Source organism: Alteromonas portus, assembly GCF_005117025.1.
Classification (GTDB): Bacteria; Pseudomonadota; Gammaproteobacteria; order Enterobacterales; family Alteromonadaceae; genus Alteromonas; species Alteromonas portus.
This window is the reverse complement of record NZ_SWCO01000008.1, coordinates 328583-350395: the sequence shown is the minus strand read 5'-3', so window position 1 is coordinate 350395 and position 21813 is coordinate 328583. Positions and strand designations below refer to the sequence as shown.

Below are 21813 nucleotides of genomic sequence, written 5' to 3'. Positions count from 1 at the left end.
AGCGTACATGATATTAACGCCTTGAGAAAGCAATTCACAGACCCCACCATGTGAAAGTCACTGAATATTTATCACTTTTTTGGTGATAAATATCATCGAATTCGAAAATGCATAATATTTCGAGCATAAAATGTACAAGTACTGCATTATAGTGTTTGAAATGCCACGCTAATTTTAACAAGTTGTTAAAAGCTTTAGTGGACGAAGCATAATTCATTGTGATAATAAAACAGCATCTGGTACAATCAGTTGCAAAATAACAAGAACGTGCAGGCGATTAGTTATGATTTATAAGGCACAGAGTCCAGCCGGATTCGCCGAAGAGTATATTGTTGAATCTATTTGGAGTGGAAGGTTTCCACCTGGCACCATTTTGCCTGCAGAAAGAGAGCTTTCTGAGTTAATTGGTGTAACGCGAACCACGCTACGAGAAGTGCTACAGCGTTTGGCACGGGATGGCTGGTTAACTATTCAACACGGTAAGCCAACTAAGGTGAATAACTTCTGGGAAACGTGCGGTCTGAATATCCTTGAGACGCTTGCCCGCTTGGACCAAGAAGGTATTCCTGAACTTGTCGATAATTTGCTTGCAGCCCGCACTAACCTTAGTGCCGTTTTCATTAGAGGCGCCATTCGTAACAATCCTCAAGAGTCTGCAGATATTATCGCTCGATATAAAAATGTAGAGCAAGAAGGCCTAGCGTTTGCGCAATTCGATTATCAAATGACCCACGATTTAGCGCTTGCTTCGAACAACAATGTGTTTGTGTTGATGATGAATGGCTTCCGTGGCCTTTACTCGCGTATTGGTGGTTATTTCTTCTCTCACCAACAGGCTCGAGACATTGCTATGAAGTATTACGCTGACCTGCTCGAAGTAGCAGAAAAAGGCGAATACGATAGGGTGCCTGTTGTAGTGAGAAATTATGGTATAGAAAGTGGCAAGGTGTGGCAGGCCATTCGCGATGAGATGCCTAAAGACTTGGTCGACTGATTTTAAAAGTCTTTCTCAACCTGATAAAAAAGCCACCTTACAGCCAACTAATTATCAAAACAGACAGCGCCGCATATTTCTTTGAAATACGCGGCGTTTTTATATGCGCAGCCTATATTATCTACCTCTTTTCAAACTCAGGTTTGCATATTTTGTAACATTTAATACCTGCCTTACTGCCAATTACAAGCCGATAACGCTAGAACCTGTGTTGCGTTTATATATACTCAATAATAAATAAAGCTAAATGCTTCGTCGCATGACGTTGAAAACGATGTTCAATAGAACAGAGGCTTTCAAAAGCATGCGAAATACGAAGCGCTCCAATAGTGTCATAAAGGAAAAACAATGAAATATCTATGGATAGCACTTGCTGCAGGTGGGCTGATGTCAGGCTGTGGTGTCGAGAATAAATCGGACAGCGTAAAACAAGAAGTAGATAAAACGATACCATCAGTTATGTTAAATACGAATGTAAATGCGCCAGTGGCGAAAAAAGTCCCTCACGAAATGTCAGCTCATGGCGTTACCAGAAACGATAATTATTATTGGATGCGCGACGATTCACGCACCGATAAAGAGATACTGGCGCATTTAGAGCAGGAAAACAGCTATGTAGAAACAGTACTTGCGCCGCTTAAAGAAACGCGTGAGGCGCTTTATGAAGAGTTGGTTTCTCGCATCGAGAAGGACGACTCTACAGTACCAGTGTTTGATAACGGCTACTGGTACTACACCCGCTATTCAGGAGAGAACGAATATCCTGTTTATCTAAGAAAATCTTCGCTTGATGCTGAACCGCAAGTGTTACTTGATGCAAACCTTATGTCTGAAGGGCACGACTATTTCAGCATTGGAAGTTACGCGGTGAGCAGTAATAATAGGCTGATGGCGTATTCTGAAGACACGCTTAGTCGTCGCATTTATACCGTTTATGTAAAAAACCTGGAAAGCGGAGAAAAACTAAGTGACGTACTTGAAGGTACGTCAGGCAGCGCGATATGGGCAAATGACAATGAACATTTGTTTTATGTGAAAAAAGACCCGCAAACCCTTTTGGGTTATCAAGTGTATCGCCATAAGTTGGGTACGTCCCAGGAAGATGACGTACTAGTTTACGAAGAAAGCGACCCAACGTTTTATACTTACATAAGTAAAAGCAAAGACGACAGCGTCATTTATATTTATCACTCTAACACAGATAAAACTGGCGTGACCTTGATTGATGCAGATAACCCTACGTCTGATTCAGAAATATTCTTACCCATTAAGGACGGGCAAGAATACAGCCTAGCAAAAGCAAGTGACGGTTATTACGTTCTTACCAACATTGATGCAAAAAACTTCAAAGTGATGAAGGCGCCACTGAACGCTACTGCTGACGTGTCAAAGTGGCAAGAGATAGTTCCTCATCGTCCTGACGTCTTCCTTCAAAGCATTGAAGTGATGAAAAATCACTTAGTAGTAAAAGAGAAAGAAAACGGCATGCTGCGCATGGTTGTGCATAACCTTACTTCAAATGAAGAAAAGATTATTCCCACGCAAGATCCCATTTACGGTGCCTACTTCAATGCAAACCCTGAAATGGATACCAATACGCTTAGGATTTATTACAGCTCGTTGACTACGCCAGGCTCTATCATTGACATCAACCTTGATACGCTAGAAAGTGAAGTGATGAAGCAAACCCGTGTTTCTGACACTTTTGACTCGTCCGCTTATGCATCAGAGCGCGTGATGATTGAAGCGCGAGATGGCACGCAAGTTCCGGTTTCATTGGTTTATCGCAAGGATAAGATTAACAAAGACGGCACGAATCCCCTCTATCAATATGCATATGGTTCGTACGGTGCAACTATTGACCCTACATTTAGGAGCAGCTGGCTTTCACTCATAGACAGAGGTTTTGTAGTCGCCATTGCACACATTCGCGGGGGACAAATGTTAGGACGCGAATGGTATGAAGACGGTAAGATGCATCAAAAAATGAACACCTTCACCGATTTTGTTGACGTGACGAAAGGTTTGGTAGCTCAGCAGTATGCTGATAAAGAGCGCGTATTTGCTATGGGCGGCAGCGCGGGTGGTCTACTAATGGGCGCGGTTGTCAATATGGCTCCAGAGCTTTATCAGGGCGTAAGCGCTCATGTACCGTTTGTTGATGTAGTAACAACCATGAGTGACGCTTCTATTCCTTTGACAACGGGTGAATATACAGAATGGGGTAACCCAGCGAATAAAGCAGAGTTTGAATATATGCTTTCTTACTCGCCTTATGATCAAGTAGAAGCTAAAGATTATCCGCATATGCTAGTGACGACGGGGCTACATGACTCTCAGGTTCAATATTTCGAGCCTATGAAATGGGTAGCGAAGCTGAGAGAGAATAAAACGGATGATAACTTACTTCTTTTTAAGACCGACATGGAAGCAGGACACGGAGGCGCGTCAGGGCGTTTTAAGCGTTTCGAGTCAACAGCTTTGGAATACGCCTTTGTTTTGCATCTAGCAGGTGTTCCACTCTAATTCTACGCTGATTTTTAAATCTAGGTTTTTAGGCCCGAATAAGTCACTACTTTTCGGGCTTTTTAATTTTTTTGTGTTTTTAGTATGCAGATTCTAATTGTTGAACGTAGAGTGTGTACATGGTGTTGAAATACACTCTCATTTAGCATTCATAGGAGCTGAACATGACTACTACTGACACAATTAAAGGCAAAATTAACGAAGCCGAAGAAATGGCGCGTAAAATTTGGTTAGCAGGCCTAGGCGCTTATGGTAAGAGCGTTGAAGAAGCGCAGGGGCGTTACGAGAAGTTAAGCGAAGAAGCGAGCAAAATGTTCGACGAGCTAGTAACTAAAGGTGAAACGCTTGAAGACGATGCTAAGAGCAAGTTTAAATCGACCACTAACGATGTAGAAAACCGTGTGGCTGATGTTCGTAAAAAGCTTGGTCTTGATTCTGAGCCTGCTGACCAGCGTATCGAAGAGCTATCAGCAAAAATCGATGCCTTGACTGAAGCTGTTGCTAAACTCGCAGCGAGCAAGTAAAGCAATCAGTATTTTGGACACCGATTCGGTGTCCAAAACGCAGCTTTCATTTAATCCTTTTAACTGAATAGACTAGATAGAAAGCTACAGTTGAGTGACAGCAGAAAGCGAATGTGCAAACTTAGTGTGGTGTAAATCATATCGCTTTCCACTGTCATGCTTACTAAATCTCCATATTGGAGGCGTTATGAGCAACAAAAATATTCCCAACCCGGAAGCTATGCCTGTTGTCCAAAGAGAATCGACAACGTTAAACGGTACCACCGCTTCACCTCTAAAATCGTCCCCCTTGTTTGGATGGCTTTTTGCTGGTTCCGACCTATTGTCTGCAAAGCTAGATCAAGCGGCAGGTGTGGTCAGCCAAAAAATCGATAATACTCAAGAAACCATCAATGCTATGCAAACTAAAGGCTTGGAAGTGGAGAGTGAACTTAGACGTACGCTTAATCCATTCGCCCTAGTTGATACTGCTCAAAAACTGGTTGCATCAACGCCACTATTTTCGGTGTTGTCTGGTGGTCAAAAGCGCCAACAGAAAGAACAGCAGCTTGACATGCTGAGCGCGAAAGTTGATTTGCTCGTCGAGCAGGTAGCTTTACTAGCTGCGAAAGAAGCGGCTAAAAAAGTAGAAGTGGCAAGCACTGCGAGCAAGGCTGCTACACCTAAGAGAGCAGCATCGAAAACGGCAACAGCAACAGCCAAGCCGAGTGCGGAAAAATCGACGACTACTTCGACAACGGCAACTAGCACTCGCAAATCGAGTGCGTCAAAGTCGACGGCTACATCGGCGAGTACATCTAAAAAAGCCTCTACCGGAACGTCTGGCAAGCGCACTGCGGCCAAACCTGCAACTACGAAAGCGCCTGCTAGGAAAACATCTGCGAGCGTAAAATCTTCCTCGACTGAAAGTACCGCAAGTCCTAGTGACACGTCGAAAAGCGAAGATTAAAAGCACATAGTAGAAGTAGGGCTTTTTTTAATTTTCGCTCATTAACGGTCTTGGCTTAATCTGGCCGCTGTACCATCAAAAATGGTCAACTGTCAGATTAAGTCTGATCTACTAATATAAGTAGTTTGGTTAAAAATATTACTTGAAAATCACTTTCCGGGATAGTTCTGTTTGATTATTGTTCAATAAACACTTGCAGGTGGTGTTTATATAACCTATTGTTTAGTTGAACATTAAATGAAGGAATATGGCATGAGAATACTATTAGTGGCATCAGTAATCTTTTTAACGGCATGCGATTCAACAGAAATTGCACACAAGCAACCAGAAGCGAACAGCGGCGGGGTTGCGCTTTATGATGCGCAAGGCTTTTTCGTTAGGCAGTACCAAGATGCACAGGATTGTCATGCTGCTGCGATACGTCATAATATGAGAGCCGTTAACAATAATACGGAAAATAATAATACCTACAGACGGGCGGGTATTATGAATGAACCTCGACTCACTTCATCGTGTCGCGAGGTGTGATAGCGCTCTGGTCATAAACGAGTTTCATCAAAAACGCCCTTTAATGGGCGTTTTTTTGTGCTTCAAACCTATCGCTTATTAATTGTTCTTCGTCCACAAACTCTGGTGCTTTTTAAAGCCGAAAAAGTCGTAGGGCTCCCAGAAGCTCGGCACTAAATCGTCAAGGGCATCTGGCGTAAAGTTGTTTGACAGCTGGCTCATGATCTCGCCCAATCTGTCTTGACCCACCCGCATTAACTTTTTTCTGTTAGCTGGGAAGTACAAGTTTCTCCCTTTGGGGATAATCTCCTGAACACCGCTAGTAATATACTTTTGGTTTCTTGTTACTACTTTGCACAAGGGCTCTGCGGGGTTGGCGGGGTTAAGCCCAACTACGACAGCGCATTCGTACTGATCCTTCTCTTGCCCCTTTTCATTTATTGGAATATACGTAATACCGAAACCCTGAGGAAAATAGCCCACAAGCTCTATAAATTCTTGTGCTAATTGTTTATTCAGGCCACCTTTTTTAGCCAGTTGCTCTATTAACATATAGCCTTTAGGTAAGCTCATGCGGGAGTAATCCGACTTGGTTGATAGAACAATAGACACATATATTTGTGGGATCTTTACGATTTCTCCTAGGCCGGTTTTCGATAAGAACGCGTCTTTAACCAAATTCAGTAAAAATTCGTTTGCGTCTTTGTGAGTTTGATTAAAACGTTCTCTTTCTTCCTTGATGTTTCCGACGTAAACGGGATGTCCTAACCCTTGCGATAAGTACCTTAGCGTAAAATGGTAGTTTAGCTTCAGTAAGTCTTTTCGCTGAGACTCCTCTAAAAGTCTAAACTCATCTAAATCGCCATTCTCGCCTTTCAAAATGGTTTGTGCGGCAGGGCTTTGCAAGCCAATGTCTTGAAGCAAGGCCGCCGTTATCAGGGGGCGCCCTAACTCAACTTTCCATTTTTCACGCCAGTAACGGTTTCCGCGAAAGCGAGATGCGGCTTCGCGATATTTTGATAAGTATTTGTGGGCGATAGCATCATGCTCTAACAACCTATCGACTAAACGCAACGTTAATACCGCCTTGTAAAGGGGTTTGAAGCGCATGTGTACCTTAGCAAAGTTGCCTTCAGGCCCTCGTGTCAGCAGCATGAGTGTACCCAGTAGTTTTGCACTAAGCTGCTGGGTTTCTTGCCAGTTTTCGCCTTCGCACAGCTCAATAATTTTTGTACTTACAGCATCAAGCCGCTCTAACCTTGCCAAGCGCTCTTCTTCAAGTTTTTCTGAGCTATTTTTTACTTGTTTGGAAAGCTGCTCAGCGAGCACCTCTTTATTTTTGTTACCTTCTATTCGCTTAAGCTGTGCTTTTAAGTCTTCAATATGCTGCTCAAGAGAAGGGGTAAGGGAAAAATAATGACTGGCATCCTCGAAGACCGAGCCATAGCCCGTGTCTTTAGGATAAATCATATTAATGAGTTGCTTTACTTGCTGCGTGTAAATACTGTCTGGGTTTTGGCTTTGTGCGCTCACCGTCTTCCTTTCAAATGATGCTGCGAATTACCTTTATTTGACGATAGGTAATACAGGTCAGGTCAAGCGGTGCATTAGGTTATTTAACCTCATGTCCAAGCTCTACTGCCTCACGTTTTTTCAATTGGCCTAGATGATACCGTAAATTTTCACTAATTTTGGTATTTCTTTTAATAACATGCAGTTGCGGCCACGACGCCCGCTCTCCACTGACAATTAACTGGCTAATGCTTTCACGGGTTGGGTTAGACAACACCTGTGATAAATTTCTAAGTTGGCGCTTAGGTAAAATATTAATATTGCCTACATACTGCTGATCAATAATAGAACGAACTTTGTGAATTGCTAGCTTGGCCCCCTTATTCCCTGTTAATCGCTCAATGATATCAATAGCGAAAATACTATTGGTTTTTGCTAGTTGCCCGAGGTGACGTGCTGACATATCCCACAGAGAATTGGGGTCTATTCGGTTTGACGAAATAAAGGGCACTGCCAGCGGGTTTGTCTGACTAACGATACTGTGATTGACGCCGTATAGTCTCGCTAAACGTTCAAAGGGAAGGTCGGCCATTAATGAACCGTCGGCAAAGCGACGGTTAGGAATGTAAGGTACGATGTCGCCAGACGGTGTTTTCGCTCTTAGTTGTACAGGGCTAAAAATGATAGGAACTGCACAGGATGCACGGACCGCTTGCGTAATTATTGCATTGGGCGACGTCTTGGCATTTAACAGCCGCGAATGCTGATGTAGGTCGGCGGGAGAGACTGTAACTGTTATGTGTCGACCTGTTTTTTTAAAAGCCTCTTCGAAAGTAGTGAGGTCGAACAGTTCAATCAACGCATTTTCAAGTACCGAGCTATCAAATAACCCTTGTTTCCCCAGTCCTGCAAAGCTTCGCCAATGCTTGAAGGTCTCGTAAATAAAGTCAGCACTAAGTGCTTCTTGCAACTGATCGTGCGTACGCGTGCCTAACAAAGCTGCGATGATTGACCCTGCACTTGAGCCAGAGACTACGGTAGGTAACAGGTTCTTTTCGTTTAATGATTTAACCACGCCAGCGTGGAAAAAGCCTAAGCCTGCGCCGCCTGAAAGCATGAGGCAGCTTCGACCAAATGCGTGTGCAGTTTCTTCAAAAAACGATAGTTTTTCGTAGAAGTCAACGTTGTGTTCATCGGCGTGATAAATATGCTCTAATGCCAAGATCACTTCGTCAATAAACTGTTCGATAAGATACTTAGTGCCTATCTTACATTGTGTCAGTAGTACGGGGTTGGCAATGTTTCCTAGATTGCCGTGCAGCCCCTCGTGTAGGATTGACATTAATGCATGTAAATCGCCTTTGCTTCTAGCAAGCTGTAAACGCTGTACACGCTTTCGGATAAGTTTGTAGTCGTAGTCATCGCTCTCGTGTTTTCCTTTCCACTCTTCTGCACCAGAGAGGGCGTCGTGCGCTAAGCATGCGGCTTCATATTCATCGTAAGTGCCTGCATGCTCGATGTCATGTTCAAGCTTTTTTAACCGCAAATCGAATACTGCCATGGCGACTACCTTTGTTGATTAACGAGAGCTATTGCTCTTAGCCATATATACCGTGAACAAGCCTAAATGAACCCATCAAAAATTGAATTTAAAGGGTTACTCCCTTTTAAGTCTTAAATAAACACACGCTGTGAACATGCCTGTAAATATGCCAAATCTTTGTAATCCATATACTCGTTTGAGTTTATGGGGTTAATTTAGAATTCACTACCTAATCATTTGAGCACGATTCACCTTGCGACTATGGTTAATGCATTACGCAAGTTGATTGCTATTTATTATTTAGACTTTCCTTGTGTTGTTATCAATCAACAATTAGCAGTAATTTCATTTTTTACATTGACCATTTCATAAGCACTCAGTAGCCTGAGAGAGAGAATAATAAATTGGACCACATGTTCGTAGTATGGAATGGAACTTTGAAACGCTAAGTCTGCTATCAATTCCTCTAATCAGCGCTATTGTTGGATGGCTAACCAACTATCTGGCGGTAAAAATGATGTTTTACCCCATTGAATTCGTTGGTATTAAGCCTTTCTTAGGGTGGCAAGGGCTTATTCCTGCAAAGCGCCGCCAAATGGCCGAGATTGAGGTTGAGTTGGTGCTTGGCAAACTGCTTAGTGTTGAAGAATTAGCACAGCGGTTAGATGCGGACGAACTCACCAAAGCAATAGAACGCCGTTTAAGTCAGGTTATTCGTAAAGTCGTTAACGATGTAATGGCGGAATCTGCGCCCCAACTTTGGGCTGCGTTACCTGTACAGGGCAAAAATTTAGTTTACCAACGTATTGAAAACGACATTCCTAATGTGGTTCATAAAATGGTGGACGACTTTCAGCACAATGTCTCAGAAATTTTAGACATTAAAGAGCTGGTGGTAGAGCAGCTGGTGAATGCGCCCGAACTCGTTAACGAAATTTTCTTAACGGCGGGCAGCAAAGAGTTTCCATTCATCGTGCGTTCTGGATTTTACTTTGGCTTTTTGTTTGGTTTGCCAACTATGCTTCTTTGGTACTTCTATCAAGCATGGTGGATTTTACCCTTAGGTGGACTGCTTGTGGGGTATGCCACTAACTGGATTGCTATCAAGATCATATTTGAGCCCAAACGCCCGCGAAAATTGGGGCCTATTACCATTCAAGGTATGTTTCTTAAGCGCCAAAAGGAAGTGTCTGAAGTCTACTCTAATATAATCGAAGAGAAGCTTATAACGCCTAAAAACATCACCCATGTGATCTTACATGGTTCAGGTTCCGCTCAGCTTTTAGAGCTTATTGAACTTCATGTTAACGATGCCATTGAGCGTTATGTTGCCATCGCTCAACCTTATTTTGCGTTGGGTGTGGGTTCAGAAAACTACCATAAAATGAAGGCGCTAGCGGTGCGTCAGATATTTGATAATTCTGATAAATATCTGCTCTATGCGTTTGATTACGCTAACAACGCTTTGCAGATTGGGCACGATTTGAGTGAGCGTATGCAGGCATTAAGTGTTGAAGAATTTGAAGGCGTTTTGCGCCCCGCATATCAACAGGATGAGTGGAAACTTATCGTAACGGGGGCTATTTTAGGTATGGTAGCTGGTATAGCTCAACTCTATCTGGTGTTTATGTAACGTGTTTAACGAGTAAAAAAATTAATGCACTGGGTTGGCAAAGGATTGGACTAATTTATGAAAACCGCGCAGAAAATACTACTTACCGCGCTAACCTTATTTAACGAGCACGGCGAAAACACCGTTACCAGTGTTGATATAGCCATTGAGTTGGATATTAGTCCAGGAAATCTTTACTACCACTTCAAAGGCAAAGACAGCTTAGTTAGTGCCTTGATGAAAATGCATGAGCAGCAGATGCAGAAAATACTAAGTCGAGAAAAGCTCGATACGCTTCATCCTGAAGAAATTATGTATTATCTATATTTGCTTATAGACAGCATTCATGTGTTTCGCTTTTTCTACCGAAGTCCAGCTGACTTAGCGGAAAAATACCCCAGTATTGTGCGCCCTCGGCAGCACATTTTGTCAAGCTTGAATAAACAATTAGCGTTTCTCTTTGAATCATTATCAAATCGAAACATTTTCATTGCTTCTAAAGCCGATAGAGCACTCATGGTAGACTTGATATCTCTAATTATTACCCAGTCATGCCAGTTTGATGAATTAAACAGTCATATGGATAGCACAATGCAGCGTTACCATGCTTTATCGCTAATGATGGTAAGCGTAATGCCTAGGTTGGCGCTATCTGGCGACCAAAAGCAACAGCTAGAACAAATGCTACACTCTCATGACTTTATGAGAGATGCCTCAACCCCGTCACCCCTCGACTTCGAGTAAAGGAATAGTAATGGCAAAAACGCTCAGTTTCTTAGATAAGTCATTTTGGATAACAGAGTCAGACGAGAATCCAAAACATGTAGCTTGTTTGCAGCTACTTGCCATACCTAAAGGGGCAAAAAGTACAGAATATGTTCCTCAATTGTTCCAAGAAATAAGAAGCTTTGCCCGCGCCACCTCTCCATTTAACTGCGCGATCAAGACAGTATTAGGGTACCCGGTGGGGTTTGCGCCAGTAAAGAAACTCAACATGGACTATCACGTTCAAATTCATCGCGTTGCTGATATTACGAATCGAGAAGCATTAGACGCATTTGTAGCAAGGTTACATGCTTCACGGTTAGATCCTGATAAGCCTCTTTGGCAATACCATTTCATTTTCGACGATAACAGCGAAACCTTTGCCATTTATGCCCGCGTTCATCACATGTATGGCGACGGAGCTACCTTGGTTCGCTGGTTTCAGGCGGGCTATGTTTCTAACTCTCACGAAACAAAGTTTACGCCAGTGTGGGCAGTAAAGCGGCTTCGCCATAAGCGTAGAGACTCGGTGAGTTTTTATAAGCGCTTAGTTGGGGTGGGCTACGCGCTTAAAACCGCGCTCGATTTGCTTATTATCTTTATTCGCATATTTATGAAGGTGCTACGCGTAAATCCGAATTATATGCCTGTTCCTTTTACCGGCACAAAAACGGTGCTAACCGGACAAGTGAAAGCGGGCAGAGCGGTAGCTACTATGGATTTAGACTTTAAGCGGGTGAAAGCCCTTGCTAGGCGCACGCGCTCTACCGCAAACGAAGTATTGTTATGCGCTTTCGATATTGGTGTACATAAACTGCTGCAAGATCACGGACAGGTATTCAAAAAAGCCTTGTTCACCAATATGCCGATTAATTTGCGTAAACCCGGCGAGAAAACAACAGGTAATAAAATAGCTATTGTTCCGGTGGAGTTAGCTCATGGTGAGAACGACCCCTACCTTAGGTTACGTCAAATTGTAGTGAATCACCGTATTGTTAAAAATGCAGCGCAGCATGCGCGCCCCGCAGCGTTTAGCGGCTATACCATTGCTATTCAATCGCTTGCGTTGGTCTTCGAGTGGTTAAGGCTGTCCAGTGTAGTTAAACCCATTGCCAATATTTTAATTTCAAACGTACCTGGACCAAAAGATACGCGATATTTGAAAGATGCAGAGCTTTTGGCCTGTTACCCCATCTCTACTATGACGCCAGGGGGCGGGGTGAATATTACGCTTATGACATACGCAGGCACTGCAAATGTAGGCCTAGTGTGCTGCAACAAAAATATTGAATCGTTGCAGCCATTAGCGCGCTACGTTAAAGAAGCATTCGATATGTTAGAGGCAAGCGTGGACGACCCTAGGTTGAACATCGATGATATTGGGGAACAGATAGATACTGTTCCTGTTTCTATTGTTTCAGATCACTAGCGTGCTTGTTTAAGGCGCTAGGTGTAGTCATTTATCAAGGTAGAAACGCAGTACATCGTCTTCTACACGTACGTTTCGACCGGCCTTTGAAAATAAAACTTCGCGCCAATGGTCGTTACGCATTCTATGACTTAAGTCTTCTTGCTTAATTTGCGTTTTAATCGCGTTGTTAATATGAGGAATGTGGTAGTCCAAAACCGCTTGTTTCGAACCAGATAAATAAACTTTTAGGTAGTCGGCGGCCATGTCGGATGCACCAGCACTAAACAGTGATAGGGCTGACTTTAAAGAGCCGCCAAGTAGAGAATTAACACTTTTAGGAAAAAAGCGAGACACTAGAAATTGTGTGTCTTTAATCAGCGCGTAATCATCGTTAACTAGAGTAACGCTGTCAGTGGTGATGTCGGTCAAATAAAGTGTACTCATATTTTTGTCGTAATAAGGTGAAGCCGATACGGTAAATACAACATGAGCGCGATAAATAGTGGTGGTGGCCACCACAATATTAAGTGCAGCAAGGCACTGTAGTCCAATACGGTTGCTTGCACTATCGAGTGCTATATTTCCTTCGAGCACGGTCACTGTTCCGGCTCCCATAGGGATATCAAAAGCGAATGGGTAGGGAAAGCTGTCTTTTACAAGTGTTTGTAGTTCTGACTTTGTGAAATCATCGTGCGTGAGTTTACCCCATTTCACAAGCCATTGTGCTAGGTAGACTTTGCATTTGTCTTTAAACGAAAGGTTATTGGTCAACGTTCATTCTTAGCCTAATTTTATTAGGCGATGGCTTGTAGTTAGCTATTATTGGATAGGGACAATACCGATTCAGCACTTAAGTTATCAGGATTATTAGATTTTTTAAATCTTACAATTTAAGTCTTTTCTTGGCGAAGTGTTGTTTGGTAATCTGGTCGTACCACAACGTTTTTTTAACATTTAAATGTCTTGCCCTCAAGGAGTTGGCGAAATGAGCGAAGTACAGAGCAAATACGATTACATTATTGTAGGCGGCGGTTCTGCGGGCGCGGTGCTTGCCACCCGCTTATCAGAAAATCCCGCGTTAGATATTTTGCTATTAGAAGCTGGCTCGAAGGATACCAATCCACTTATTCATATCCCGTTTGGGTTATCTTTACTTAGTAGATTTGAGGGGATAGGCTGGGGATATCACACAGCGCCCCAAAAAGAGATGTACGACAGAGAACTATTCTGGCCTCGCGGTAAAACCTTGGGCGGCAGTAGTTCAGTTAATGCAATGTGCTATATCCGCGGGCAAAAAGAAGACTACGACCGCTGGGCCAACGAAGAAGGGGCTGAAGGCTGGTCGTTCGATGATGTACTGCCTTATTTCAAACGCTCTGAGAATTTCGAAGAAGGTGCTGATGAATTCCACGGTACTGGCGGCCCGTTAAATGTTAGCAAGCTAAGGCATACCTGTGTGCTGTCAGACGCATTCGTAAACTCAGCGTCGTTCGCGGGCTATCAACAGCTTGATGACTTTAACCGAGACGATAGAGAGGGGCTAGGCTATTACCATGTTACCCAGGCTAACGGACAGCGCTGTTCTACAGCAAAAGGGTATTTAACGCAGGCCAAGCATCGCAACAACTTAACTGTACTTACAAGAGTCGCTGCCGAAAAGGTGCTATTAAAAGAAGGGCGTGCTATCGGCGTTCAGGTACGCGAAAAAGGTGTAGTAAATCGCTACTTTGCTAAAAGTGAAGTTATTCTTTGTGGCGGCGCGATTAATTCACCACAACTGCTGATGCTTTCGGGTATTGGACCCAGAGCAGAGCTAGAAGAAAAGGGGATCTTTGTACAACAAGACCTGCCGGGTGTGGGCCAAAACTTACAAGACCATCTTGATGCCATTGTACAGTATACCTGCAAAGCCAGAGAGGGTTATGCCGTGGCATTGGGGGCATTACCTTCCTATGTAAAAGCCACCGCAGACTATGCGTTTAAGCGCAAAGGCATTTTTTCATCAAATATTGCTGAAGCCGGTGGTTTTGTTAGTTCAAGTCTAGCGACGCACGGACCTGATATTCAGTTCCACTTTTTACCTGCAATATTGAGCGACCATGGAAGACAGTTAGCCTTTGGTCACGGCTATGGTCTGCATGTATGCTGCCTATACCCGAAAAGCCGGGGCACTATTTCGCTGCAAAGTAACCATCCTGCTGATCAGGCACTTATCGACCCGAACTATTTGTCTGCCAAAGAAGATCAGCAGGTCATGATTGAAGGCGTGCGTATTGCCCGTAAACTGCTATCGGCACCAGATTTCGACAAGTTCCAGGGCAGTGAGCTATACCCTGGGGAAGAAGCACAAACAGATGAAGAAATATTAGAATTTTTACGTGAGCGCGCTGAAACCATCTATCACCCGATTGGTACTTGTAAAATGGGTAGTGATGACGATGAGATGGCCGTGGTCGACACTCAATTGCGGGTAAGAGGTATAGCTGGTCTTAGAGTGGTAGACGCCTCGGTGATGCCCAGCCTAATTGGCGGCAATACCAATGCGCCTACCGTGATGATCGCTGAACGTGCTGCGGAGTTTATAAAAGCGGCCCATGAACGGCAGCCGGTATCTTTGGCTAAAGCAGAATCGGCGTAATTAGGCAAAAGGGATAAAAGCGAGGAACTGCCTCGCTCCGGGCTTTTTAGTCGCTTACTGTAGGTTCAGTCGCGCAAGGGGATTCAAATCGCTTCGCGGGTATTTATCCGCTTTTGTCGATGTCGACAACTTAGAGGCTGTAAAAGCATTTCAGTGTGCCAAAACAAGCTTAATAACCGCACTGCTTATGGCTGTTTTTGCATAAATAAATCCGCTGCACAATCACACATCTCATCGATATGACTGCTGTCAGCGTATATACCATCAATGAGCAATCGTGCAATACCGTGTAACGTGCCCCAAGTAACCTGTGCGAGTCTCAGTGCATCCTGATTATTTGGGAGAAGCCCTTTATCTTGCCAATAGCGTGTCATCGTCACCTGAAACTGAAAACAGGGAAATGCAACATCTTTCAAATCGTTTGTCGCCGCTTGGTTTTGCCAAATAGTGCGACCAAACATCAGTTCGTACATCTCTGGGTTGTCGGCAGCGTAGCCAATGTATTCGTGTACAAATTCGCGGAAACGTGCCTTCGGTGTCTTGTCTTCTTGTTCAAAAATGCGCTTTGCTGCGGTATGCCAATCGCTAAAGCCTTTGGCTGCAATGGCGCTTAAAAGCGCACTCTTGTCTTTAAAATGGTGATAGGGCGCAGTACGTGACACTCCGGCATCTTCTGCCAGCTTTCTGAGAGATAAACTATCAATGCCGTATTCAGACAGACGCGCCGTTGCCGCCTCTATCAGCGCACTGCGCAGGTCGCCGTGATGGTAGCTTTGTACTGCATTAGCCATAAACCCGATGTTTCCATTTTCAAAATTGAGACAAATAGATAACGTTTTATCTTGACACTGTCAACATAGCCTTTTATCTTGACGCTGTCTAGTTTGCAAATTTGTTAACAGGAACAGCCCAAGGAGACAGCGCAAACCATGAAGTACTCTACATTAGAAGTAAAACAAGAGGGCCTTATTGCCCACGTAGTACTTAACCGACCCGATGCAATGAATAGCATGATCCCAGAGTTCTGGACCGAATTGCCAGCGGCTATTCGTGAAATAGACGATGAAGGTAACGCCCGCGTCATTGTTATTTCATCAACGGGTAAGCATTTCTCTGCCGGTATGGATTTATCGGTGTTCCTGAATATGAAAGAAGACTTTAAGGGCGACCCGTCGCGCAGAGCAGAGCGTATGCGCCGTATGGTGATGTTGCTTCAAGATAGCTTTACTGCCATAGAGCAGGCACGTATGCCGGTTATTGGTGCAGTGCAGGGCGGGGCAATTGGTGGTGCAGTAGATTTGCTTAGTGCATGCGACATGCGCTATTGCACCCAAGACGCCTTTTTCACCATAAAAGAAACACAGTTAGGTATGACGGCGGACGTAGGCACACTGCAACGCCTACCAAAACTTATCCCTATTGGCATTGTTAAAGAGTTGGCTTATACAGGTCGCAATTTTGGTGCAGCAGAAGCGCAGCAGCTTGGCTTTGTAAATCAGGTCTTTGACGACCAAGAATCAATGCTAGACGCAGTGATGAAAATAGCGCAGCAGATTGCAATGAATTCGCCGTTAGCAGTTTCAGGCACTAAGACTATGATTAACTACGCAGTAGAACACACGGTGGCAGAGAGCTTGACCTATATGGCCACATGGCAAGCGGGCATGTTCCAAATGGAAGATGTGTTTAAAGCCATGGAAGCGCAGAAAACCAAAACGCTGCCGGAATATCCGCCATTACACCCAGCCATTAAGAAAATGAATTCGTAAGTGAATGTAATTCGTTGAATTACATAGCGCCTTCAGAGAAAGAGCGCATTAGATAAGAATATTTAAACAGGCTTTTTAACGGCTTTTACCAAGCCAAAACGACTTTCAGGAATGTATCATGAATCAGACCGTTACCGATCATCCCGTTTACCCTCATTTATTTCGTCCGTTAGATTTAGGATTTACCACCCTTAAAAACCGCGTGCTTATGGGCTCTATGCACACGGGCTTAGAAGAATTACCTGATGGCCACAAACGCATGGCGGCATTTTATGGTGAACGTGCCAGAGGTGGTGTAGGGCTTATCGTTACAGGTGGTATTGGGCCAAATGAAGAGGGTGCTACTCACCCATCAACGTTTCGATTAGATACAGACGAAGCAGTTAAAAACCACAAAGAAGTGACTGACGCGGTGCATATTGCTGGCGGTAAAATTTGCATGCAAATACTGCATACAGGCCGCTATGCGTATAGCCCTAAGCTTGTGGCACCTTCTGCGGTACAAGCGCCTATTAATCCGTTTAAGCCCAAGGCACTTGAAGCTGACGAGATTGAAAAGCAAATTAAAGATTTCATCACTGCCGCAACTCAAGCTCAGCGCGCGGGTTACGATGGCGTTGAAATCATGGGGTCTGAGGGCTATTTCCTCAATCAGTTTATTGCAAAACGCACAAATCACCGCGATGATGAATGGGGCGGTGAATACGAAAATCGAATCCGTTTGCCTATTGAGGTTGTGCGCCGCGTGCGCGAGGCGGTAGGTAAGAATTTCATCATTATTTATCGCTTATCTATGCTAGACCTTGTTGAAGGTGGCTCTACTTACGAAGAAGTCGTACAGCTTGGAAAAGAGATTGAAAAAGCGGGTGCAACTATCATTAACACCGGTATTGGTTGGCACGAAGCGCGTATCCCAACCATTGCCACTAAAGTACCGCGAGCGGCATTTACGTGGGTGACCGCTAAATTCCGAGAAGCGCTTTCAATTCCTGTTATTACATCGAACCGTATCAACACGCCTGAAGTGGCTGAAGAAGTGTTGTCTCGCGGCGATGCTGACATGGTGTCTATGGCACGTCCGTTCTTGGCCGACCCTGATTTTGTGCGTAAAGCCCAGCAAAATAAAGCCGACGAAATTAATACCTGTATTGGCTGTAACCAAGCCTGCCTTGACCATGTATTTAACGGCAAAATGACCAGTTGCTTGGTGAACCCACGTGCCTGTCACGAGCTTGAAATAAACGTAAAACCAGCAGAAACCAAAAAGCGTGTTGCAGTGGTAGGCGCAGGCCCAGCTGGATTAGCAGCGGCAGTGACTTCAGCCAAACGCGGACATGACGTTGTGATTTACGATGCGTCTAGTGAAATTGGTGGGCAATTTAATATTGCCAAACAAATTCCGGGCAAAGAAGAGTTTTACGAAACGCTACGTTATTTTAAGCGTCAAATTGAGCTTCACAAAAATATAACCCTTAAGCTGAATACTTATGTTGATGCGGCTGCGCTAAACGATGAGGGTTTTGATGAAGTGATGATTGCTACGGGAATCAAGCCGCGTACGCCAGCGATTGAAGGCATTGAGCACGAAAAAGTGCTGACCTATATCGAAGTATTGAAAGAAAAGAAACCCGTTGGCAATAAGGTAGCCATTATCGGCGCTGGTGGAATTGGTTTTGACACCGCTGAGTACTTGTCTCATGGCAAAGAAACGCCAAGCCAAGATATTCCTGCATTTATGAAAGAGTGGGGTATTGATATGACTTTCTCGGCCCGGGCGGGTATTGAAGGCGTTAAGCCGCAGCCAGAACCATCGCCAAGGGAAATCTTCTTACTACAGCGCAAGACAACCAAAGTTGGCGCGGGTTTAGGCAAAACAACGGGGTGGGCACACCGAGTGGGTCTACTAGCCAAAGGCGTAACCATGATCCCAGGTGTAAGCTACGATAAAATTGATGACGAAGGGCTACATATTACGGTTGATGGCAATAGCCAAGTATTGCCGGTAGACAACATCATCATCTGTGCAGGCCAAGAGCCGATGCGAGACATTGTTGAAGGTTTAAACATGCCTTACCACTTGATTGGTGGTGCAGACGAAGCACTAGAACTAGATGCTAAACGGGCTATCGACCAGGGTACGCGCGTATGCGCTGCGGTTTAATTGCCTAGCGCAAGCGTGCGGTTAGAAATATAAGCGCCTCATCAATAGGTGCTTCAGCTTCATTATAAACCCCTCTTTTTCGGAGGGGTTTATTTTATCTAGCAGCCGAAGGCTGCGATTTTTCATGAAAATAACGAAACCAGGCCTGTTTCAGTCTGTGATGGTAGCCTAGACCTGTTATTATTGTTTTCTTTTTTTGAGATAAACATGTCATACAGCAACACCCAAGACTTAGTTCAAGCAGTTACTAATTCCCCAGATACTATCGAATTTAACGACGTTATTGCGCTTATCGATAGCGCATTTACTTTCACGCCCACTGCTTTCACCAATGGTGATGTGTCAAACGAAGCAAACCAGAACAACGGCTCTTGCAAACTGCTCGCACTCGGTCAGCATTTAAACCTAACCCAAGCTCAAACGCTGGCCCTATTTGGACGTTTTTATCGAGAAGATGTACTCAATAACCCTAACGGCGACGACCATGCCAATATCCGCAACTTTATGAAAACGGGTCATGAAGGGGTTGCGTTTGAGGCATTTCCTTTGGTAGTAATTCACGCTTAGTAGTGGTTCAAACTAAGATAGCTCGGCCATTAGTTTCCCCAACGGACAAACTAAGAGAGTAGTCTACTGCCTAATTTTTGATTGAAAAAAGCGAGTTGAGTCTTCATCGCCGAGTTTCCGTGACAATGACAAGCCTAGTTTAATAAGAGAACTATCTGGGGTGGTTATAATGGCATTCTTTAAAATGCTAACCCCAGTTTCGGTTTCACCAATACTATCTAGTGCAAGTGCATAGACATACCAATTTTGTGGTTTATCCGGTGCAAGTGCTGTGGCCTTCTTAAAATAAGTGAGCGCAGTTGGTTTATCTTGATTTCGAATATAAAACATCCCGAGAGCGTAATTAAATAAATCGCTCTTGGGCATGTTTTCTGCCCCGTTGAGTAAGATCTGCTTTTCTAGCTGTGTTTTGTGCTGAGCACGATAAAATTCTGCAAGATTTATATAGCTGGCTTCAAAGTATGGGTCTACAATGATACCTTGTTTTAATAATTCTTCTGCCTGACCAACATTCCCTAACTTGTATTCAACTAAACTTTGATTAAGGCTACCTTCACCACGCCATTGATTTATCTTGTTCGACAAAGTCAGTTCTGACAGCGCGCTGCTAAAGCTTTTACTTTTTAAACCCGAACCAATGAGGTTGTTTGCCGCGGCAATGCGAATAGCTCGATATTCGTCATCTAGTAATTTGACGTAGGTTTTCATTCGTTCATGAAGTGGAAGAGCGCGGCCGGCTTGCGCTGCCGCTAATCTAATTAGCGGTTCCTTACTTTGGATGAAGTGTCGTAAGTCTTTATTATTAAGCGGCTGATTAGTTGAAGGGAGCATGGTTAACGCCGTTGCTCGCTTTATTACAGGCAACGACGCTGAGTGAGCTATGCGTAATATAGCTTGATTGCTAAAAGTATTGCCATGCATAAGTGACACATAATCTTCTTCAATACTACTTAGCGTAGAATCTCTCCCGTACCATTGTATTAGTTGCTTCGATACCCATGCATTATCTTTGTCATGGCAATTTATACACGCGTTTGGGGCATCCGTTTTAGCTGATATGTGCGGGGTTGGAATACTAAAACTGTGGTCTCGTCTTGCATCAACCCCCATGTATGTGCGGCTAGGCATATGGCAGTTTATACACTGATTAGCCTCTTCACTTTGTGTATGTTTACTGTGGATTTCACCTTGAAACGTGTCTACCGAGTGGCATTGTAAGCATAAGCCGTTACCTTCTATTTTTAGCTTCATAGAGTGAGGACTGTGACAGTCAATGCAGTTAACGCCTGCATCATACATCCGGCTTTGCAAAAACGAACCGTAAACATACACCTCTTCTCGGATCTGGCCGTCTGCAAAGTAAAGAGGGGAAATCAGCAGCGAAGGGGAAAACTGGTCTAAGAAAGGCTGCTGTGGCTCGATACCATCAGTAAGTGCACTGCGAAGTGAATGACATGCGAAACAGGTATCCATGAACGAATTGTTCCGGGAAGCAGGAACAAATTCGCCATCTTTTTTTTCATGCCAAGACGCAATACTACTCCCTTCTTTTAACAGCCATTTTCCTAGCGATTTTTGCTCATTTTGCGATAGGGAGTGAGGTTTTATAGTGAATTTTTTACGAGATTCATCTACAGGCCCACTTAAGTGGCTAAGTTCAGTGTCGTTTTCCTCAAAATCGCTGTTGTTATTGACTGTGTGTGACAACACATCGCCGTGGCAAGATTTACATGAGACGTTAATTTCATCAAACTGGCTATTAAATGAGAGAGTGTCGGTATCAAAATTACGCTTTAAGCCGCTCGAATGACAGTCAGCACACATACCGTTCCAGTTTTGTAATGGTTGTTTCCAATGTAATCTGTCGTTGATGGCCATATCTTCTGATGGATAATTGGGGTACCAGCGTTGACCGCCTTCTTTCTTGTCACGTGTATCCCATGCGAAGGGAAAAACCTGAAATTGCCCGGTCTGCGTTTCTACTAAATATTGTTGCAGCGGATAGTGCCCAAAGACATAGGTGATGGGGAAGGTTGTTGTAACACCGCCTTCTGTTAATTTTGCGAAGAATTTGCTACCGTTTTTGAAAAAGTGCGCAGTTTGTGTGAAGTGTTTTATAGTTGAATTGTCAAAGTCAGCAAAAACTGATGAATTAGTAGCATGATCCATTGCTTTTGCGTGGTCGGACACTTGCCACTGCTTAACTTGCTCTTTGTGGCAGTTCACGCAATTTGCTGCTTCTGGTGCTTGCGCAAAAACAGAGGCATTTGTTGCCATCGTCAATAAAACTAAGAGAGAGAACAACCGCGACACTACTTCATCCATGACCTTCGAT

General features: G+C 44.0%; 17 protein-coding genes. 12 read left to right on the top strand and 5 right to left on the bottom strand.

Features of this window, described 5'->3' with window-relative positions; translation table 11 throughout:
• The first annotated feature begins 283 nt into the window (after nt 1–283).
• The 5 genes from fadR (at nt 284) to E5672_RS15190 (ending at nt 5521) form a co-directional block, all read left to right on the top strand.
• Nucleotides 284–994 carry a fatty acid metabolism transcriptional regulator FadR gene (gene fadR / locus E5672_RS15210; protein ID WP_136782970.1) on the top strand — a complete coding sequence of 237 codons (711 nt, stop codon included), beginning with the start codon at nt 284–286 and terminating at the stop codon, nt 992–994.
• Nucleotides 995–1342: 348 nt separating this feature from the next.
• Nucleotides 1343–3520: a S9 family peptidase gene (locus E5672_RS15205; protein WP_136782969.1), complete on the top strand. Its 2178-nt coding sequence runs from the start codon at nt 1343–1345 to the stop codon at nt 3518–3520.
• Between the two features lie 164 nt (nt 3521–3684).
• Nucleotides 3685–4044 carry a phasin-related domain-containing protein gene (locus E5672_RS15200; protein WP_039222766.1) on the top strand — a complete coding sequence of 120 codons (360 nt, stop codon included), beginning with the start codon at nt 3685–3687 and terminating at the stop codon, nt 4042–4044.
• A 187-nt stretch (nt 4045–4231) separates the two neighbouring features.
• The gene (locus E5672_RS15195) at nt 4232–4993 is read left to right on the top strand and encodes a hypothetical protein (protein WP_136782968.1); all 762 of its coding nucleotides are present in this window, start codon (nt 4232–4234) and stop codon (nt 4991–4993) included.
• 252 nt (nt 4994–5245) lie between these two features.
• Nucleotides 5246–5521, top strand: coding sequence for a hypothetical protein (locus E5672_RS15190; RefSeq protein ID WP_136782967.1), 276 nt, complete (start codon nt 5246–5248; stop codon nt 5519–5521).
• 78 nt (nt 5522–5599) lie between these two features.
• Here E5672_RS15190 and E5672_RS15185 read toward each other — a convergent pair whose 3' ends face one another.
• Together E5672_RS15185 and E5672_RS15180 are read right to left on the bottom strand one after the other, a co-directional pair.
• Nucleotides 5600–7033 (bottom strand): hypothetical protein, encoded by a 1434-nt coding sequence (locus E5672_RS15185; protein WP_136782966.1) that lies wholly within the window; start codon nt 7031–7033, stop codon nt 5600–5602.
• Nucleotides 7034–7112: 79 nt separating this feature from the next.
• The gene (locus E5672_RS15180; protein WP_136782965.1) at nt 7113–8573 is read right to left on the bottom strand and encodes a DUF3336 domain-containing protein; all 1461 of its coding nucleotides are present in this window, start codon (nt 8571–8573) and stop codon (nt 7113–7115) included.
• A gap of 406 nt (nt 8574–8979) precedes the next feature.
• On the opposite strand from E5672_RS15180, the gene E5672_RS15175 reads away from it, so the two are divergent.
• The 3 genes from E5672_RS15175 to E5672_RS15165 are packed head-to-tail and all read left to right on the top strand — an operon-like array spanning nt 8980 to nt 12361.
• Nucleotides 8980–10188 (top strand): DUF445 domain-containing protein, encoded by a 1209-nt coding sequence (locus tag E5672_RS15175; protein ID WP_136782964.1) that lies wholly within the window; start codon nt 8980–8982, stop codon nt 10186–10188.
• Nucleotides 10189–10245: 57 nt separating this feature from the next.
• On the top strand, nt 10246–10911 hold the full coding sequence (locus E5672_RS15170) for a TetR/AcrR family transcriptional regulator (protein ID WP_136782963.1): 666 nt from the start codon (nt 10246–10248) through the stop codon (nt 10909–10911).
• A gap of 10 nt (nt 10912–10921) precedes the next feature.
• Nucleotides 10922–12361: a wax ester/triacylglycerol synthase domain-containing protein gene (locus E5672_RS15165; protein WP_136782962.1), complete on the top strand. Its 1440-nt coding sequence runs from the start codon at nt 10922–10924 to the stop codon at nt 12359–12361.
• Nucleotides 12362–12388: 27 nt separating this feature from the next.
• Here E5672_RS15165 and E5672_RS15160 read toward each other — a convergent pair whose 3' ends face one another.
• Nucleotides 12389–13114, bottom strand: coding sequence for a DUF1439 domain-containing protein (locus E5672_RS15160; protein ID WP_136782961.1), 726 nt, complete (start codon nt 13112–13114; stop codon nt 12389–12391).
• Between the two features lie 214 nt (nt 13115–13328).
• Between E5672_RS15160 and E5672_RS15155 the strand changes: the two genes are divergently transcribed.
• Complete coding sequence (locus E5672_RS15155; protein ID WP_136782960.1) at nt 13329–14981, top strand: GMC family oxidoreductase; 1653 nt, start codon at nt 13329–13331, stop codon at nt 14979–14981.
• Nucleotides 14982–15166: 185 nt separating this feature from the next.
• Here the strand turns inward: E5672_RS15155 and E5672_RS15150 are convergent, their stop codons facing one another.
• Nucleotides 15167–15772, bottom strand: a complete 606-nt coding sequence (locus E5672_RS15150; RefSeq protein ID WP_136782959.1) for a TetR/AcrR family transcriptional regulator — start codon at nt 15770–15772, stop codon at nt 15167–15169.
• Between the two features lie 138 nt (nt 15773–15910).
• On the opposite strand from E5672_RS15150, the gene E5672_RS15145 reads away from it, so the two are divergent.
• From E5672_RS15145 to E5672_RS15135, 3 genes are all read left to right on the top strand, one after another.
• The gene (locus E5672_RS15145) at nt 15911–16750 is read left to right on the top strand and encodes a crotonase/enoyl-CoA hydratase family protein (protein WP_136782958.1); all 840 of its coding nucleotides are present in this window, start codon (nt 15911–15913) and stop codon (nt 16748–16750) included.
• A 118-nt stretch (nt 16751–16868) separates the two neighbouring features.
• The gene (locus E5672_RS15140) at nt 16869–18911 is read left to right on the top strand and encodes an NADPH-dependent 2,4-dienoyl-CoA reductase (RefSeq protein WP_136782957.1); all 2043 of its coding nucleotides are present in this window, start codon (nt 16869–16871) and stop codon (nt 18909–18911) included.
• A gap of 207 nt (nt 18912–19118) precedes the next feature.
• The gene (locus E5672_RS15135; protein WP_136782956.1) at nt 19119–19478 is read left to right on the top strand and encodes a HopJ type III effector protein; all 360 of its coding nucleotides are present in this window, start codon (nt 19119–19121) and stop codon (nt 19476–19478) included.
• Nucleotides 19479–19541: 63 nt separating this feature from the next.
• On the opposite strand, the gene E5672_RS15130 is transcribed toward E5672_RS15135, so the two are convergent.
• Complete coding sequence (locus tag E5672_RS15130; protein WP_136782955.1) at nt 19542–21803, bottom strand: ammonia-forming cytochrome c nitrite reductase subunit c552; 2262 nt, start codon at nt 21801–21803, stop codon at nt 19542–19544.
• Nucleotides 21804–21813: the final 10 nt, after the last annotated feature.

What these genes read in the sequence shown, in the direction of transcription:
- fadR (WP_136782970.1), top strand. Translation starts at nt 284, where the DNA reads ATGATTTATAAGGCACAGAGTCCAGCCGGATTCGCCGAAGAGTATATT.
- E5672_RS15205 (WP_136782969.1), top strand. Translation starts at nt 1,343, where the DNA reads ATGAAATATCTATGGATAGCACTTGCTGCAGGTGGGCTGATGTCAGGC.
- E5672_RS15200 (WP_039222766.1), top strand. Translation starts at nt 3,685, where the DNA reads ATGACTACTACTGACACAATTAAAGGCAAAATTAACGAAGCCGAAGAA.
- E5672_RS15195 (WP_136782968.1), top strand. Translation starts at nt 4,232, where the DNA reads ATGAGCAACAAAAATATTCCCAACCCGGAAGCTATGCCTGTTGTCCAA.
- E5672_RS15190 (WP_136782967.1), top strand. Translation starts at nt 5,246, where the DNA reads ATGAGAATACTATTAGTGGCATCAGTAATCTTTTTAACGGCATGCGAT.
- E5672_RS15180 (WP_136782965.1), bottom strand. Translation starts at nt 8,573, where the DNA reads ATGGCAGTATTCGATTTGCGGTTAAAAAAGCTTGAACATGACATCGAG.
- E5672_RS15175 (WP_136782964.1), top strand. Translation starts at nt 8,980, where the DNA reads ATGGAATGGAACTTTGAAACGCTAAGTCTGCTATCAATTCCTCTAATC.
- E5672_RS15170 (WP_136782963.1), top strand. Translation starts at nt 10,246, where the DNA reads ATGAAAACCGCGCAGAAAATACTACTTACCGCGCTAACCTTATTTAAC.
- E5672_RS15165 (WP_136782962.1), top strand. Translation starts at nt 10,922, where the DNA reads ATGGCAAAAACGCTCAGTTTCTTAGATAAGTCATTTTGGATAACAGAG.
- E5672_RS15155 (WP_136782960.1), top strand. Translation starts at nt 13,329, where the DNA reads ATGAGCGAAGTACAGAGCAAATACGATTACATTATTGTAGGCGGCGGT.
- E5672_RS15150 (WP_136782959.1), bottom strand. Translation starts at nt 15,772, where the DNA reads ATGGCTAATGCAGTACAAAGCTACCATCACGGCGACCTGCGCAGTGCG.
- E5672_RS15145 (WP_136782958.1), top strand. Translation starts at nt 15,911, where the DNA reads ATGAAGTACTCTACATTAGAAGTAAAACAAGAGGGCCTTATTGCCCAC.
- E5672_RS15140 (WP_136782957.1), top strand. Translation starts at nt 16,869, where the DNA reads ATGAATCAGACCGTTACCGATCATCCCGTTTACCCTCATTTATTTCGT.
- E5672_RS15135 (WP_136782956.1), top strand. Translation starts at nt 19,119, where the DNA reads ATGTCATACAGCAACACCCAAGACTTAGTTCAAGCAGTTACTAATTCC.
- E5672_RS15130 (WP_136782955.1), bottom strand. Translation starts at nt 21,803, where the DNA reads ATGGATGAAGTAGTGTCGCGGTTGTTCTCTCTCTTAGTTTTATTGACG.